At 71.4% G+C, this 15677-nt stretch carries 13 protein-coding genes; 7 read left to right on the top strand and 6 right to left on the bottom strand.

Annotation, left to right across the window (positions count from 1 at the left end; translation table 11 throughout):
- Window positions 1–2 precede the first annotated feature (2 nt).
- From ABZX11_RS09210 to ABZX11_RS09185, 6 genes are all read left to right on the top strand, one after another.
- A complete protein-coding gene (locus ABZX11_RS09210) occupies window positions 3–3038 on the top strand; it encodes a patatin-like protein (protein ID WP_354911309.1) in 3036 nt (1011 codons plus the stop codon).
- 227 nt (window positions 3039–3265) lie between these two features.
- Window positions 3266–3775, top strand: a complete 510-nt coding sequence (gene ectA, locus ABZX11_RS09205; RefSeq protein ID WP_176174487.1) for a diaminobutyrate acetyltransferase — start codon at window positions 3266–3268, stop codon at window positions 3773–3775.
- A gap of 15 nt (window positions 3776–3790) precedes the next feature.
- The gene (ectB, locus tag ABZX11_RS09200; protein ID WP_354911306.1) at window positions 3791–5044 is read left to right on the top strand and encodes a diaminobutyrate--2-oxoglutarate transaminase; all 1254 of its coding nucleotides are present in this window, start codon (window positions 3791–3793) and stop codon (window positions 5042–5044) included.
- A gap of 12 nt (window positions 5045–5056) precedes the next feature.
- Entirely contained in the window at window positions 5057–5449 is a 393-nt protein-coding gene (locus ABZX11_RS09195) for an ectoine synthase (RefSeq protein WP_176174489.1), read from the top strand.
- A 27-nt stretch (window positions 5450–5476) separates the two neighbouring features.
- The gene (thpD, locus tag ABZX11_RS09190; protein ID WP_354911303.1) at window positions 5477–6379 is read left to right on the top strand and encodes an ectoine hydroxylase; all 903 of its coding nucleotides are present in this window, start codon (window positions 5477–5479) and stop codon (window positions 6377–6379) included.
- A gap of 593 nt (window positions 6380–6972) precedes the next feature.
- Window positions 6973–9720 (top strand): BTAD domain-containing putative transcriptional regulator, encoded by a 2748-nt coding sequence (locus ABZX11_RS09185; RefSeq protein ID WP_354911300.1) that lies wholly within the window; start codon window positions 6973–6975, stop codon window positions 9718–9720.
- A gap of 284 nt (window positions 9721–10004) precedes the next feature.
- Here the strand turns inward: ABZX11_RS09185 and ABZX11_RS09180 are convergent, their stop codons facing one another.
- From ABZX11_RS09180 to ABZX11_RS09155, 6 genes are all read right to left on the bottom strand, one after another.
- Entirely contained in the window at window positions 10005–10670 is a 666-nt protein-coding gene (locus tag ABZX11_RS09180) for a DUF4190 domain-containing protein (RefSeq protein ID WP_176174492.1), read from the bottom strand.
- 250 nt (window positions 10671–10920) lie between these two features.
- The gene (locus ABZX11_RS09175) at window positions 10921–11802 is read right to left on the bottom strand and encodes a hypothetical protein (RefSeq protein WP_086852001.1); all 882 of its coding nucleotides are present in this window, start codon (window positions 11800–11802) and stop codon (window positions 10921–10923) included.
- Window positions 11799–12275 carry a hypothetical protein gene (locus ABZX11_RS09170; protein WP_176174493.1) on the bottom strand — a complete coding sequence of 159 codons (477 nt, stop codon included), beginning with the start codon at window positions 12273–12275 and terminating at the stop codon, window positions 11799–11801. The genes ABZX11_RS09175 and ABZX11_RS09170 overlap by 4 nt, the downstream gene beginning before the upstream one ends.
- A 57-nt stretch (window positions 12276–12332) precedes the next feature.
- Window positions 12333–12731, bottom strand: coding sequence for a hypothetical protein (locus ABZX11_RS09165; RefSeq protein ID WP_176174494.1), 399 nt, complete (start codon window positions 12729–12731; stop codon window positions 12333–12335).
- A gap of 14 nt (window positions 12732–12745) precedes the next feature.
- Entirely contained in the window at window positions 12746–13480 is a 735-nt protein-coding gene (locus ABZX11_RS09160) for an OmpA family protein (protein WP_254897102.1), read from the bottom strand.
- Window positions 13481–13834: 354 nt separating this feature from the next.
- Entirely contained in the window at window positions 13835–14659 is an 825-nt protein-coding gene (locus ABZX11_RS09155) for an SGNH/GDSL hydrolase family protein (RefSeq protein WP_354911297.1), read from the bottom strand.
- 268 nt (window positions 14660–14927) lie between these two features.
- Between ABZX11_RS09155 and ABZX11_RS09150 the strand changes: the two genes are divergently transcribed.
- Entirely contained in the window at window positions 14928–15587 is a 660-nt protein-coding gene (locus ABZX11_RS09150) for a DUF3159 domain-containing protein (protein ID WP_176174496.1), read from the top strand.
- Window positions 15588–15677: the final 90 nt, after the last annotated feature.

Here is a 15677-nt window from a genome sequence, read left to right as displayed (position 1 = left end):
CCATGGCCGTGACCGTGGAACCGTGGCAACAGGAGATCCGGCTGGCGATGACCATGGTCGGCGGGGCCAGCCTGGCCATCTGGATGGGCGGGGTCGCCACCGAGACATCGCAGCTGCTCCGGGAGTCGCGGCGGGAGAGTTCTCCGGGGCTCTACCGGCGGCTGCTCGACGTGCTGCGGGCGAGCGTCTCGATCGACGTGCTGACCGGGACGAGCGCCGGGGGGATCAACGCCGCCTGTCTGGGGCTGGCCGAGGCCTTCCGGTCGACGCCGCAGGTGCTGCGGAACACCTGGATCACCACCGGCTCGCTGGAAAACCTCGTGCGGGACGCCAAGGAGGCGCAGCCGCGGTCGGTGCTCGACGGGGACCGCGTGCTGCTCGAAGGGGTCGAACGGGCGCTGCGGGAGATCACCGCGGCCGGGGCGGCGCCCGCCGGTGGGGATCCCGACATCACCGTGCTGCTCACCGGGACCATGATCGACGGTGAGACGACGCGGTTCGACGATGCCCTCGGGAACCTGGTGCGGGACACCGAACACCGGATGCTCTTCCGGTTCTGCGGTACACAGTGGACGAACGGGGTGGAGGGGCCGCTCGCGCTGGCGGCCCGCTCCACCGCGTCCTTCCCCGGCGCGTTCGAGCTGTCGCGGATGCCGATCGGCACCGACGGCGCCGACCGGCTGCACCCCGACATGACGCCGTACACCGAACTGACCCGCTCGCACTGGCTGACCGACGGCGGGGTGCTGCTCAACAAGCCACTGCGGCCGGCACTGCGGGAGATCTTCGAACGACGGTCCAATGTGGACGTCCGGCGGCTGCTGCTCTACGTCGTGCCGACCGGCGAGGGCGAGAGCGACGCTATAGCGTGTGATGCGGCGAACCCGCCGCTGCTGTCGAACGCGATGGCGAAGGTCGTCAACACCGTGATGAGCCAGTCCATCAGCGCCGAGCTGGACGACCTGACCCGGCACAACGACGCCGTGGTCCGCGCGCGGGACACCCGGGTGTCGCTGGCCGCGATGGGGCTGCGCGGCGGCCCCGGCTGCCTGGTCGACGCGCGGATCGCCGCCGCGTACCGGGAGCGGCGGACCGCCGAGGACGCCGCCGAGCTGGTGCGTACCGCCGCGCGGCGGTACGCGCTGGCCGAACCCGGCACGCAGTGGGCGTCCGGGATGTCGCAGCAGCTGCGGGACATCGCGGTGGCCGGGCTGGAGGGCCGGATCCCGGCCACGCCGCCGGCCGCGAGCGTGGCGGTGGACGACCTGCTCGCCTACCGGACGACCGCGCTCGACGACGCCGTCGCGATCGGCCTGCAGCTGGTCAACGCCGGGTTCCGGCTGCTGACGGACGCCACGCCGGCCGCGGAACTCAACGCCGCGCGCGAAAAGCTGCACGAGGCACGCCGGACCGCAGGCCGCGGGGTGCGGCTGGGGAAGTGGGTCACCGAGCACGCCGGCCCCGGAGCCCGGTCGCTGGAGACGTGGATCGCCGACCTGGCCGCGGACTGGGTTGCCCCGGAGAAGACGGCCGGGGTCGCCGAGGCGTGGCCGATGCTGGTCGAGGGGTTGCGGTCGGCGGCGCCGGCCCTGCGGGCGCTGGCCGAGGCCGCGCCGTCGAAGTCGGAATCCGTGACGACGCTGCTGGACTGGCTGGCGCTGGGCCCGGACGGCGCGGGCGGCGACGACGTCGTCCAGTCGCGGCTGCTCACCCTGCACGTGGCGACCCGCGGGCTGCTCGCGCAGGCGCCGTCGGTCGACCAGCGGGTCGACCTCGTGCAGGTCAGCGCCGATTCGCGGACGCTGCTGGACATGACGCGACGCCGGTCGTGGAACAAGCTGACCGGCATGCAGGCCAGCTACTTCGGCGCCTTCTACAAGGCGTCGTGGCGGGCCAGCGACTGGATGTGGGGCCGGATCGACGGCGCCGGCTGGCTGGTCCAGTGCCTGCTCGACCCGAAGCGGCTGCAGACGTTGCAGACGATCATCGGGCGGGACGAGCTGCGCGACGAGCTCGTCAAGGCGTTCGGTCCGTGGCGCCTGCCGGACGGGCAGGACCGGTGCGGCCCGGAGGAAGCGGCCGAGCTGCGGACGCAGCTGACCGCCGAGCTCGCGTTCCTCGGCCTGGACGCGGACCTCAAGCCGCTGCCGGCGTACGGCACCGGCCGGCCGCTCAGCATGCCGGTCACGGCCATGGTGCTGGCCAGGGCCCGGCAGGCGGAGATCGCCGCGGAGGAGCTCCCGGTGGTGAACCTCGCCGCGCGGTTCGACGCCGACGACCGGCCGGGCATCGGCAAGGCGCTGGAGAAGGAGCTGCCCCCGCTCGACGTCGCCGCCGCGCAGGCCCAGTTCCAGGCCTGCCACGTCTCGGCCGAGAAGCTCGCCGGTGAGCAGGGCACCGCCCGGCTGACCCGGACCCTGGTCGCGCTCGGGGCCGCCACGGTCAACGCCGGGACGGTCGCCTTCCGGCTGCCCGGCGGCTGGCCGCGGACCGTCGCGAACACCCTGCGGACGGTCGCCAGGAGCACGGCGCGGGTCTCGCAGGGCGCGTCCCGGCTCGGCACGGCGGGGTCGCTGGTGGCCGGCGCGCTGGCGCTGCTGGCCGGGCTGGTCATCGGCAACAACGGCGGCGCGGTCCTGCAGTGGATCGGCCTGCCGGTGCTCGCGGGCGCGGCCGTCTACCTGGCGACGGCGTTGCTGACGACCGGCCACAAGGTGCGCTGGCTGTTCACGGCGCTGGGTGCGCTGGTCGTGGCGGCGTTGCTGCTGGCCGCGTTCGTGCCGCCGCTCGCCCGGCCGTTCTTCGGCTGGCTGGGTGACGTCGTGGCCGGCTGGCGCCGCGGCGAGGGCGCGGTGTGGTGGCTGGCGGTGTCCGGGCTGCTCATCCTGCCCGCGGTCGTGATGCCGGTGAGCGCGATCCGGCGCCGCTTCGGCCACCGCCGGGCGCGGGCCCGGACGGTGAGGACCGTGACGCTCCGAGTCGGCAGCACCAGCGCTGTCCCGGAAACCCCGGAGGCCGTCGCCGAACCCGTGCGCTGAGCGGCGTTTCCGGCCCGTCGCCTTGCGATCACGCCGGTTTGGGGTCATCGTGCGGTGAGGGCACGGACCGCGAGTCCGCGTCCCAGGCGCGCGTGTGCCCCGGCTTCGTCCACTTCAAACATGTTTGTGTGACTGCTCACCGGGTACATCGCGTCCCCGCAGGTCATCGCGGGGGCCGTGAGCTGGGTCGCTGGCAGGTCGAAAATTCTCTGTTACGTTTCCTGAGTATGTCCGTAACGCACTTGATCGAAACCCCGACCAAGGCGGACGGCGCGGAGCTGTGGCGAATCGCGCGTGATTCCGCCAAGCTCGATCTCAACTCGCCGTACGCATACATGCTGTGGTGCCGCGATTTCGCCGAGTCTTCGGTCGTCGCGCGTGAGGATGGCAGGGCGGTCGGTTTCGTCATCGCCTACCGCAGGCCGGACGAGCCGGAGGCGGCGCTCGTCTGGCAGGTCGCGGTCGACTCGTCCCAGCGCGGAAAGGGCCTGGCCGGGGCCCTGCTCGACGCGCTGTACACGCGTCTGGTCGGCGACGGGGTGCGTTACCTCGAGACCACCATCACCCCGGACAACGAGGCGTCCATCCGGCTGTTCACTTCCTTCGCGAAGCGGTGGAACGCCAGTGTGGAAACCAGTGTGCTGTTCAGCGGCGAGGATTTCCCCGAAGCCGGGCACCTGCCGGAAGAGCTTTACCGCATCGGTCCGCTGACGACACCGACGAATCCGGGCGATTAGGAGCGAAAGAAACACATGAGCATCTTCGAAGAGCTCGAATCCGAAGTACGCAGCTACAGCCGAGGCTGGCCGGTCGTCTTCGACCGCGCGCAGGGCAGCCACCTCTACGACGAAAGCGGGAAGCCCTATCTGGACTTCTTCGCCGGGGCCGGCGCGCTGAACTACGGGCACAACAACCCGCAGCTGAAGCAGGCCCTGATCGACTACATCCAGCGCGACGGCGTCACCCACGCCCTGGACATGTTCACCGTGGCCAAGCGCGACTTCCTGCAGACCTTCCGCGACAAGATCCTCGACCCGCGCGGCCTGAACTACAAGGTCGTGTTCCCCGGTCCGGGTGGCGCGAACGCCGTCGAGGCTGCGCTGAAGCTGGCGCGCAAGGTGACCGGCCGCGAGTCGGTCATCAACTTCACCAACGCCTTCCACGGCATGACGCTCGGCGCGCTGTCGGTCACGGGCAATTCGATGAAGCGCGGCGGCGCCGGCGTCCCGCTGGTGCACGCCACCCCGATGCCGTACGACAAGTACTTCGACGGCGCCATGCCGGACTTCCTGTACTTCGAGAAGCTCCTCGAGGACTCCGGCAGCGGGCTCAACGAGCCGGCCGCGGTGATCGTCGAAGGCGTGCAGGGCGAGGGCGGCATCAACGCCGCGCGCCTGGAGTGGCTGAAGGGGCTCGACGACCTCTGCAAGCGCCACAACATCCTGCTGATCCTCGACGACGTCCAGATGGGCTGCGGCCGCACCGGGCCGTTCTTCTCCTTCGAGGACGCCGGGATCACGCCGGACATCGTCTGCCTGTCGAAGTCCATCGGCGGCTACGGCATCCCGATGGCGCTGACGCTGATCAAGCCGGAGCTCGACGTCTGGGAGCCGGGCGAGCACAACGGCACCTTCCGCGGCATCAGCCCGGCGTTCGTCACCGCCAAGGAAGCGATCGACGTCTACTGGAGCGACGACGCGCTCGAGAAGTCGACGAAGGCGAAGGGCGAGCGCATCGCCACCGCGTTCTCCGGCATCATCGAGGCCTACCCCGAGGCGAACCTGACCGCCAAGGGCCGCGGCCTGGCGCGTGGTCTCGAGTTCGCCAGCGGCGACCTGGCCGGCCGGGTCTGCGCGGAAGCGTTTGCGCGCGGCCTGCTGATGGAAACCTCCGGCCCGGACGGCGAAGTCATGAAGCTGCTGCCGCCGCTGACGCTGACCGACGACGAGCTGACGCAGGGCCTGTCGATCATCGACGAGTCCGTGAAGGCCGTCCTGAACAAGTAAGGGAGATTGCCCGTGCTCGTCCGCACACTCGACGAGATCACCGACACCGACGCCGACATCAAGACCGAGAACTGGCGCAGCAAGAGGATCATCCTGGCCAAGGAAGGCGTCGGCTTCTCGGTGCACGAGACCACGTTGTACGCGGGGACGGTCAACGACTTCTGGTACGCCAACCACATCGAGGCGGTGTTCATCACCTCCGGTGAAGGCGAGATCGAGGACCTGGCCACCGGCAAGGTCTACGAGCTCAAGCCCGGCACGCTCTACCTGCTCAACGACCACGACAAGCACCAGGTCCGGCCGAAGACCGAGATCAAGTGCGTGTGCGTGTTCAACCCGCCGGTGACCGGCCGCGAGGTGCACGACGAGAACGGCGTGTACCCGCTGATCACCGAGGACTCGTAAACCGGAGAGGAACAGGAGGCGAAGCCCGTGACGCTGATGGACACCCGGGTCGACGACAGTTACCCGACCCGGATCACCGGTACGCCGGAGCACCTGCCGCGCGTGCACCCGACGGTGTGGGGCACCGGAGCCGATGGCCCGATCGACGCCGCCACCCTGGCCAACCACGAGGCACGCGGCTACACCGTGGTCGAGGACCTGCTCTCGGTCGGGGAGGTGCAGACGTACTGGCAGGAGCTGGTGCGGCTGTCCTCCGACAGCGAGCTGGCGCGGGACGAGCGGGTGATCACCGAGGCGAAGACCGGGGAGGTCCGGTCGATCTTCGACGTCCACGAGATCTCGGGCCTGATCGCCGAGCTGGTGCGCGACCCCCGCGTGCTGGACCGGGCGCGGCAGCTGCTCGGCTCGGAGGTGTACATCCACCAGAGCCGGGTCAACTACATGCCCGGCTTCAAGGGCACCGGCTTCTACTGGCACTCGGACTTCGAAACCTGGCACGCGGAGGACGGCATGCCGGCCCCGCGCGCGGTCAGCTGCTCCATCGCGCTGACGGACAACCACCCGTTCAACGGCGGGCTGATGATCATGCCGGGCTCGCACCGGACGTTTGTCCAGTGCGCGGGCGAGACGCCGGAGGCGAACTACAAGAGCTCGCTCAAGGACCAGCGGGTGGGCGTGCCGAGCGAGGACGACATCACGAAGATGGCAGCCGAGCACGGCATCGACCAGTTCACCGGCCAGGCGGGCTCGGCGCTGTGGTTCGACTCGAACATCATGCACGGCTCCGGCAACAACATCACGCCGTACCCGCGCTCGAACATCTTCCTGGTGTTCAACAGCGTGGAGAACGCCCTGCAGGAGCCGTTCGCGGCCAGCACACCGCGGCCGGCGTTCATCGCGGGGCGGAACCCGGCGCCGATCACGCGCTGAGGTTCCGCGGGACTTCGCCCCGGGCCGGGGACGCGAGCTGCGTCTCCGGCCCGGGGTTTCGCCGTGCGCGGCTCGTCGAGCGCGCGTGCTCCTCAGCAGGCTTGGCCGCGCGCGATCCCGCGGGCAGCTATCGCCCGGCCGCGTCTTGCCCGCGTCGAGCGCCGGAAGCCCCGGAAAAAGTCCGGACCCGCCCGTGACTGACTCGTTCCGCTTTGTTACCGTGTCGCCACCGCGTGGGTGTGTGGCCCGCGCAACACGTCTTCGCGGACGGCCGGCGGCGGGTACTTCGCTCGGGGTGAGCTCACCCGCCCGGTTGCCCTCGGCGGCGGACGGGCGGACCGGCCCCCTGGCGGCCCGGCCGGGAGTTTTGCCAGTGACCCCGCACCACCGGATCGGGACCGGTGGTGCGGGGTCCTGTCGTACCGGCGCCGATCGCAGGCGCACCCGGCCGTGGCCGCGGAATCCGGAGCGTCACGAAACCTCCTGGTCCCGGCCCGGTGGGGCGGTATTCGCCAGCCGGCCGTCACGGTAGGTTGATTTTCCCGGCGGGGGCGACGCCGGGGCACCGTGGACCCGGGGAGGTGGGCGCGAGCATGGCCCAGACCCGGCTCCAGCTGCTCGGGCCCGTCCAGCTCTGCCACGGCGACGAGCCCGTCCCGATCGGCGGTCCCGCGGTCCGCGGCCTGCTCGCGCTGCTGGCGTTGCGACCCGGCAAGGTCGTCGGGCTCGACGAGATCATCGACGCCCTGTGGGGTCACGACCCTCCGGCCACCGCCCGCACCATCGTCCACGGGAACGTCTCGCACCTGCGGCGGATCCTGCGCGACCTCGACGGCCTGCGGATCCTCACCACACCCCCCGGCTACCGGCTGGACGTCGAGCCCGACCGGATCGACGTCCACCGGGCGCGCACGCTGCTCGAGCGCGCTTCGGTGGCCACCCCCGAGGTCGCCGCCGCGCTGCTCGCCGAGGCGCTCGCGCTCTGGCAGGGTCCCGCGCTGGGCGGGGTGCCGGACTCCCTGCGCGCCCCCGAGCTGGAGGACCTGCGCCTCGCCGTGCACGGCGCCCGCGTCGACGCCGACCTCGAACTGGGCAGGCACGCGGAGCTGATCGTCGAGCTCAGCCCGATCGTCCGGGCCGATCCGCTGGCCGAGCGGACCGCCGGGCAGCTGATGCGGGCGCTGTACCACGCGGGCCGCCGCGGGGACGCGCTCGAGCTGTACCGGACCGTCTCCCGCGCGACCTTGCGCACCCTCGGCGTCGAACCCGGTGCCGAGCTGCGCTGGCTGCACGAACGCGTCCTCAACGACGACCTCCCGGCGCGGGACGTCGTCGCCCCGGCCGGCGGCGACGAGCAGGCGAAAGCGATTTCGCAGCTGCCCGCGGCGGTGCCCAGCCTGGCCGGGCGCACCGAGGAGCTGGCCTGGCTCGACGGCCTGGTGACCCGCGCCGAAGCCGGGCAGACGACCATCGCCGTGGTCACCGGCACCGCCGGGGTCGGCAAGAGCACCCTGGTCGTGTGGTGGGCGCACCGGGTCGCGCCGCGGTTCCCGGACGGCGTCCTGTTCGCGTCGCTGCGCGGCTTCGACCCGCACCACCCGCCGCTGGAGCCGGCCGAGCTGCTCACCCAGTTCCTGCTCGGCCTCGGCGTCGAAACCGCGCAGATCCCGGAGCTGCTGCACGAGCGCGTCGCGCTCTACCGGTCGCTGATCGCCGGGCGGCGGATGCTGGTGCTGCTCGACGACGCCCGCACTGCCGAGCAAGTGCGCCCGCTGCTGCCGCCGAGCGCGCGGACGATGACGGTGGTGACCAGCCGCTCGCGCCTCGACGGGCTCGCCGTGTCGAACGCGGCCAAGCAGCGCGTGCTCGGCACGCTCGCGCCCGACGACGCCGTGGCGCTGATCGAGGAGCTCGCCGGCCCGGCCGTCCTCAACCACGCCCTCGCGCGGCTCTGCGGCTACCTGCCGCTGGCGTTGCGGATCGCCGGTGCCCGGCTTTCGGCGAGCGCGCAGCGGACCGCGGAGGAGCTGGTCGACGAGCTCGGCAACGAACGCACCCGGCTCGCCGGCCTGGAGGTCGACGGCGCCGACGACAGCGTCCGCGCGGCGTTCGACGTCTCCTTCCGCGGCCTGCCCGGCGAGGTCGCCGAGACGTTCCTGCAGCTGGGCGCGATCCCGGGGGTGCTGGTCGGGCCGCACGTGATGGCCGCGGTCGCGCAGATCACCGTGGCCGAAGCCCGGCGCCGGCTGCGCACGCTGGCCGCGCACAACCTCATCACCGAGACCGAGCGGGACGTCTTCGTGCCGCACGACCTCGTCTGGCTGTACCTGCGGGAGCTCGCCGAACAGGAGCTCGGCGACAAGGAACGCGACGAGGCGCTCGGCTGGACGGTCCGCTACTACCAGGCGGTCGCCGACCGGGCGCGCCGCCTGCTGGGCCGGGTCGCCGACCCGCTCGACTTCTCCCGCGTGCTCGCCGAAGACGTGATGCCGCCGCTCACCGGCTTCGCCGAGGCGCACGACTGGTTCGCGGCCGAGTGGCCGAACCTGCTGGCCGTCCTCGACGCCGCGTACGCCGCCGGTCGCCACGACGACGTCTGGCGGCTGGCCCGGGTGGCCCACACCTACCGCGTCACGTGCCCGCTGCTGGACGAGTGGACGCGGATGGCCGACCTCGGCGTCGCCGCCGCCGAAGCCGCGGGCGACGTCGCGGGGCAGAGCTGGATGTGGCTCGCGCGGTGCGAGATCGCCCTCGCCTTCGAGCTGCCCGGGTACGGCCTCGCCGACGCCGAACGGGCGGCGGAGCTGGCCGCCGAGACGGCCGACCGGCGGCTGCGGACGGCGGTGGACCTGCACCTCGGGCGCGCACTGAGCCGGCTCGGCGAGCACGGAACCGCCATCGAGCGGCTCACCGAGGCCGTCGCGAATGCCCCCGACGTCACCCTGCGCGGGCTGGCGCTCGGCAACTGCGCGCAGGCGGAGAAGCGGGCGGGCCGGCTGGCCGACGCGATCGCCCACCAGCGGGGCGCCCTGCGGATCGACCGCGAACTCGGTGACGACGACCAGGTCGTCGTCTCGCTCGACGAGCTGGCCGAGCTCAGCCTGCGGTCCGGCGACCTCGAAGCGGCCGAGCGTTTCGTCTGGGAGGCGATCGACCTGGCGATCAGCCGCGAGTTCGTCGCGCGGGAAGGCACCCTGCGGCTGACGCTGGGCCGGGTGCTTCGGGCCCGCGGCGACATCGACGGCGCCCGTGAACAACTGGCGTTGTCGGTGCGCATTTACGAACGCGTGCACCCGAAGCTCGTCGGTGAGGTACGGACGGAACTCGCCGAACTGCTGTGAACCGCATTCCGACAGTTTCGAACGGCCGGAATTTCGTTGCGAATGGGTCACGACCCCGTCCGCCCGCTCAATCCTTAGTGGATTCTTAGTGGGCGCGGGCGCCGTCCGCGTAGGTTCGGCGGTGCCGGCGGAGCCCTAGGGGAGGGGCAGGCGGAGAAGCCGGTGCCAGGCCCCGCGCGGGAAACCCCGCGTGGGACCCGGAGCCGCCAGGAGCGGCTCGTGGCGGCCCGGCCGGCCGACTTGGGGGTAGGCCGGCCGGTCGCCAGGCGGGGTACCGGGACCGTTCAGCCGACGTTGGCCGTGCAGAGCGCGATCGTCGTGCCGCTGTTTTCCGCGACCTTCTTGCCGTCGACGAGAATGGCGCACTTGATTTCGTTGCTGACCGTCGCATTGCGGGTGTCGGCGGTGAGCGTCAGCAGGTACGAGCCATTGTTGTACGACGCCTGGCCCAGCCACGCGTCGGTGCTGGCCGGAGCGTTTTCGGTGCGCTGGTCGTTGAGGCTGCCGTAGCGCACGGTCGCGCCGCCTGCCGAGGTCACCTGGAAGGTGACGGCGTGCTTGTCGGTGGCCACGGCGGGCAGGTGCAGCCCGGACTCGCCGCCGCCGAAGAAGGTCGAGTACAGCAGCATCCCGGCCGTGGTGAGCAGCGCGGCGACGGTGACGCAGGTCGCGGTGACCGCCACCCCGCGGTCGCCGACCGCGCCCTTCCTGGCCTGGACCAGCCCGGCGATCGCCAGGACGAGCCCGACCCCGCCCAGCGGCCACGCGACGAACTCGATGTCCGGCACGAACGTGACGACCAGCGCGGCCACGCCGAACAGCAGGCCGACGATGGCCAGGATGTTCCGTGCGGGCTTCGCATTGGCTTGACGACGCTCCGTGGCCGTCACCGGCGGCGCGGGCCGTCCGTGGCGCGCGGTGGCCGGCGGGTACTGCGGGTCGGTCATCATGCGAACCCCTTCGGGTGGGAGTGCGACGACGTTAACCCATAAGTGTGGCCCAGAACGAAATTGTTACATTCTGGAAAAAGTCATTGTCCCACCATTTGGCGCCAGGTATCGATATTTCCTGACATCCCGGGCATGACGTGGCCCGGTGATCAATGGGAAGAATATCGGAGTTCCCACGGTTTTCGTGGCCGTTCGGCCCACGACGACGGTCGGTATCGGCGTTCAAGACGAAAGTCGCATACCGGACTTCTCAGTCGAAAAGGCTCACTTCCGGAGTGATTTCCAGCAGTTCGAAAACGGGGCGGCCGCGGCGCCCGTCGATCGTCGTCGTGCGCACCACGCGCAACCGGGCGGTCACCGGGCGGTCGAGGTTCTCCTTGATCTGGTCGAGCAGGTCCGGCGCCACCGCGCCCTGGATCGTGCCGCCCGACTCGCGGTCGAGGTAGAAGATGCGCCGCCGGGTGCGGACGCCGTCGAGCCGGCCGCGGACGGTCTCGTAGCCGACCTCCTCGCGGGATTCGCGGAGGCTGCCCTGCAGGATCCGGGCCTGCTCGGTGGTCATGCTGCGGGTGACCTGCTCGCCCGCGGTCGGGGTCAGCGCCATTCCGATGCCGGCGTTCTTCGCGACGGCGTTGACGATGTCGCTCACCGCGTTGCGGACGGTGTCCCGCTGGAGCAGCACGGCGTCGAGCGCGCCGTCGTCCGAGCCGTTCGCCGGCAGGAAGTCGCAGAGCTCCTTGACCGCGCGCTCGGACAGCGTCTCGATGCCGTCGACGATCAGGGCGTCGTCGGCCAGCGGCTCCGGGAAGCCGAAGAAGATCGCGTTGCCCGCCTGGCCGCGCTGGATCAGCGGAGCCTTGTCCCGGTCGGTCTGCTGGACCTGGGTGACCTCGCCGGACGGGTTCCGGATGATGTGCCCGATCTTCGCCGTCGCGTCCTGCAGCGCGCGGCTGATGTCGGAGAAGGTGTAGGCGTCGATCGTCTGCTCGCCGATCACCGAGACGTGCAGCAGCGGCGAGCGGGACGTCCGCTCGAACTTGGCGTTGGCCGCCATCGCGGAGGCGCGGGCCAGGTCGTCGAGCCACGTGCCGCCGGGGATCTCGTCGGCGATGCGCCGGAACTCGTTCCTCACCAGATCATCTCCGGGTAACCCCTGCCGCCTTCGGCCCAGACCTCGGCCCACACGTCTTCGTCCCCGGGACGGCACAGGAAACCGTCCAGCATGCCGCCGACCGGCTGCACCTGGTCGAGGTACATGGCGGGCTGCCCGACGATCACCCCGCGCAGCGTCAGCAGGCCGTACAGCGCCGAGCGGCCGGCGTCGTCGAGCCGCTTGAGCGCGCCCCACTCGTCCGGGATGAGGACGACGTCGAGGCCGCGCGGCGGGTGGGCGGTCCGGGTGATGAGCTCGCCGCCGATCCAGGCGCGGCCGGATGGGATGATCCGCCGGGCGACGCCGAGGTAGCTGTTGAGCGCGCTGAACAGGATCTCCCGGTCGTTCTGGTGCGGGGCGTCGAACACCAGGCGTTCGTAGACGTCGGCGAGGTCACCCGCGTGCCGGCCCGGCGGCAGGACCTGCTGCGGCGTCCAATGGGGGAGCGCCACTCCACCCCCTCCTCAGCCCTCGCTCACAGTGCGTAGCCGAACTTACCAGGATGGGTGTCAGCCACTGCGCCCAGGCTGCTGCGGCCACTGCGGGGTGGCCTCTTCGGACTCCGGCCACGCGGGCTCGTCTTCGGTGGGCCACTGTTCGTCCTGGGCCCCGCGCTGCGGCGGCAGCGGCAGGTGGCCTTCGCGGTGGCCGACGGGCTCGGCCTCCTCGTCGTCGTGGAGACCGCCCCGCCGCTCGGGCGCGTGCTGCGCCCAGGCGGCGGGGATGAACTGCGTCTGCTCGGTCGACAGCGGAGGCGGCGGCTCGTGGTCATCGGGCTCGGGCTCGACGTCCCGGACGGGTTCTGACCGCGGCCGAGCCGCGGCGCGCAGCACCACCCAGGAGGTCAGCGCACCCAGGGCGAAGGCGACGATCAGCCACAGCCAGATCTGCCCGAACAGCCAGAACATCAGCTCATCACCCCTCAAACGACCGTGATCTCGACACGCCGGTCTTCCTCGCCGCCGGTGGCCGGCCGGGTGTCGCCCAGCCCCCGGTAGGTCACGCGGCCGGTGGTCAGGCCGTTGGTGGTGAGGATCCGCGCGACGGCCCGGGCGCGGTCCCGGGAAAGCTTCAGTGCGGCGCTTTCGCCGCCGGGCCCCCGCGCAACGTGCCCGGTGACGCGGTACCGGAAGCCGGCGGGCGCCTTGGCGAGGGCGACCGCGATGCTGCGCGCGGCCTGCTCCCCTTCGGGGGTGAGGCGGGCGCTGTCGGGCTCGAAGGCGATGGGCGTTTCGGTGAGCATCCGATCGATCTCGGCTTGCACGCCGGCCTTGTCGGTGGGAGGCGGAGCGGTGGTGCTGGTGGTCGGCGGCGGGCTCGTGGTGGTGGTGCTTGTCGGCGGCGGGCTTGCGGTGGCGCTGCTGCTCGGCGCGATGGGGGTGACGTCGCCGTTGACCTTGGCCGCCCGGACGCCGTCGACGTTCTGCACGATTTCGAGGGCGCGGAGAGCTTGGCCGGGCGGGAAGCCGCTGAGGGTGGCATCCCGGCCGTCGAATCGCACGTCCCCGGTGGGCAGGCCGGCTTCGAAGAGGGCGGTTTGGGCCCGTGCGGTGAGGTCACGCTCGATGCCGCCGGACGCAGTCCAGGTGGCGACCCCCGCGAGCAGCGCTGTGACCAGCACCGCAACCGGGACCACGAGGATCCAGCGCTGACGCATAAGGGGACTGTAAGCCGGGTGCCGCGGGTTGGCGAGCTGAATCCGGGTGGTAGTCCACAAGTTGTCCCCAGGTAAGTCGACATGTGGACAACTCGGGGGATCGTGTTCGGGTGGGCACTTTCTGTCGGAGGTGGTCGGTACGCTGGAAGCGGGTGGCTCCCCCTGGGAGGGCGGGTCAGGTCTGGGGGGCGCCTGCTCGCCCGCAAGCCGCTACGCGTGCCGGTGGCGCGCGCCCGCCATCAGTGCCCGAGTACCGCGATCCTCAGCCGCCATGAGCCGCCCCGGCGCTGCGGCGAGCCCATGGCCAAGCTTCGGCGTGCCGACCCCTCAGCCGCGCCGAATGCCTCACAAACCTCAGCTGGCCTGCTGCCGCGCGCTCTCCGGCACCTCGAGTACCTCCAAGGGCACGTCCAACGGCACCAGCGGCGCCAGTTGCGGCCGCTTCGGCGACAGCCCGTCCCCCATGGATTCACCCTTCAACTGCCGCCGGATCCACGGCAGCAGGTGGACCTTCGTCCACGTCAGGTCCGACCGCCGCGAGTCGATCCAGCGGCTGGGCGTCTCCTCCAGGGGCCACGGCTCGCGCCAGTCCGACTCCACCGGGATCCCCAGCACCTCCGCCGCCTTCAGGGCGATGCGCCGGTGGGCGTCCGGGGAGAAGTGCAACCGGTCGTCGCTCCAGGCGCGGCGGTCGTGCAGCGGCCCCATCGTCCACAGGTCGACCATGCGGGCTCCGTGGCGCTCGGCGATCGCCCACAGGTTCGTGTTGTAGATCGCCACCTTGCCGCGCAGCACCGACATCACCGACAGGACCTTCGTGTCCGGCCCGTTGAACATCAGCACCGGGATGCCCGCTTCGCGCAGCTTCGCGACGCCCTCCTCCAAGCGCTCGGTCACCGCGTCGACGTCCGCGCCCGGCACGATGATGTCGTTGCCGCCGGCACACAGCGTGACGAGGTCGGGCTTCAGGTCCAGGGCGATCGGCAGCTGCTCGTCCAGGATCTCGTCGAGCATCTTGCCCCGCAGGGCCAGGTTGGCGTAGCGGAAGTCGCTGCGCCCGGCGGCCAGCACCTCGGCGAGGCGGTCCGCCCACCCGCGGAACGAGCCGTCCGGCAGGTCGTCGTTGAGTCCCTCGGTGAAGCTGTCACCCAGGGCTACGTAGCTGTCGAATCCGTACACGTGGGTCCCCTTCCCATCCCTGCGACCGACACACCCCGACATGTAGTTGTACACCTCAACTAAGCGTCGGCCGCAAACCCGCTCCACCCCCGGGCGTTCAGCCTGCGGTAACAGTGTCTTATCTTGTCGGCCTTCTGCGCCTCCTTATTACGCAGTCTTCACCTTCGGCATGCCGTGAAACAGCACACTCGGAGGCAAACCCGGCACCCGATGTGGCGAAAATCTCCCCGCGCGGGGCGTCCCGGGCCCCATCCGGCAGGCTGGACACGTGTCCGCCGAACCCCGTGAATCGCTCGCGCAGATCCTCGGTGGCCGCCGGGGCGCGCTCGACGCCAGCATCCCGCCCGTCGGCTTCGTCGCCGGCTGGCTCGCCGCCGGCCAGTCCGTCGCCTGGGGTGCCGGGGCCGCCGTCGTGGTCGCCCTCGCCGTCGGGGCCTACCGGGTCGCCCGCGGCGGCAAGGTGCGCGCGCTGGTCGTCAGCCTGGCCGCCGTCGTCGTGGCCGCGCTGATCGCCCTGCACACGGGCCGGGCCCAGGACTTCTTCCTGCTGCAGCTGATGTCCAATGTGGCCAGCGCGCTGCTCTGGGCGGCCAGCGTCGTCGTGCGCTGGCCGCTGCTCGGCGTGGTCGTCGGCCTGCTGCTGGGCCAGAAGACGCGCTGGCGCCGTGACGCCGTGCTGCTCAAGGCCTACTCACGGGCCAGCTGGGTGTGGGTGCTCCAGTACACGCTGCGCGTGGTCGTCTACGGCCTGCTGTGGTGGGCCGGCCAGGTCATCGCCCTCGGCGTGGCCCGCACAGTGCTGTCTTGGCCGCTCGTCGCCCTCACCGTCGCGGTCAGTGGCTGGGTGCTCTACCGGGCGTTACCGCCGGAGCATCCCGGGCTGCGCTTGGCGCCGGAGACCGGCCCGGACGACCTACCGCGGACATAAGGCGGCCCCCGGCGAGGGGGGAGGGTCCGGGGGCCACTGCCTACGGTACCCGGACTACCCGGGTTCAGTCGACGTTTTCGCGTCTTTGCG

Source organism: Amycolatopsis sp. NPDC004169 (assembly GCF_040610315.1).
Lineage (GTDB): Bacteria > Actinomycetota > Actinomycetes > Mycobacteriales > Pseudonocardiaceae > Amycolatopsis.
The sequence above is the reverse complement of the archived record's forward strand: the minus strand, read 5'-3'. Positions and strand labels throughout refer to the sequence as shown.

Excerpts from the sequence above, each read along its gene's own strand:
- ABZX11_RS09210 (WP_354911309.1), top strand. The coding sequence starts at position 3 with ATGGCCGTGACCGTGGAACCGTGGCAACAGGAGATCCGGCTGGCGATG.
- ectA (WP_176174487.1), top strand. The coding sequence starts at position 3,266 with ATGTCCGTAACGCACTTGATCGAAACCCCGACCAAGGCGGACGGCGCG.
- ectB (WP_354911306.1), top strand. The coding sequence starts at position 3,791 with ATGAGCATCTTCGAAGAGCTCGAATCCGAAGTACGCAGCTACAGCCGA.
- ABZX11_RS09185 (WP_354911300.1), top strand. The coding sequence starts at position 6,973 with ATGGCCCAGACCCGGCTCCAGCTGCTCGGGCCCGTCCAGCTCTGCCAC.
- ABZX11_RS09180 (WP_176174492.1), bottom strand. The coding sequence starts at position 10,670 with ATGATGACCGACCCGCAGTACCCGCCGGCCACCGCGCGCCACGGACGG.
- ABZX11_RS09165 (WP_176174494.1), bottom strand. The coding sequence starts at position 12,731 with ATGTTCTGGCTGTTCGGGCAGATCTGGCTGTGGCTGATCGTCGCCTTC.
- ABZX11_RS09160 (WP_254897102.1), bottom strand. The coding sequence starts at position 13,480 with ATGCGTCAGCGCTGGATCCTCGTGGTCCCGGTTGCGGTGCTGGTCACA.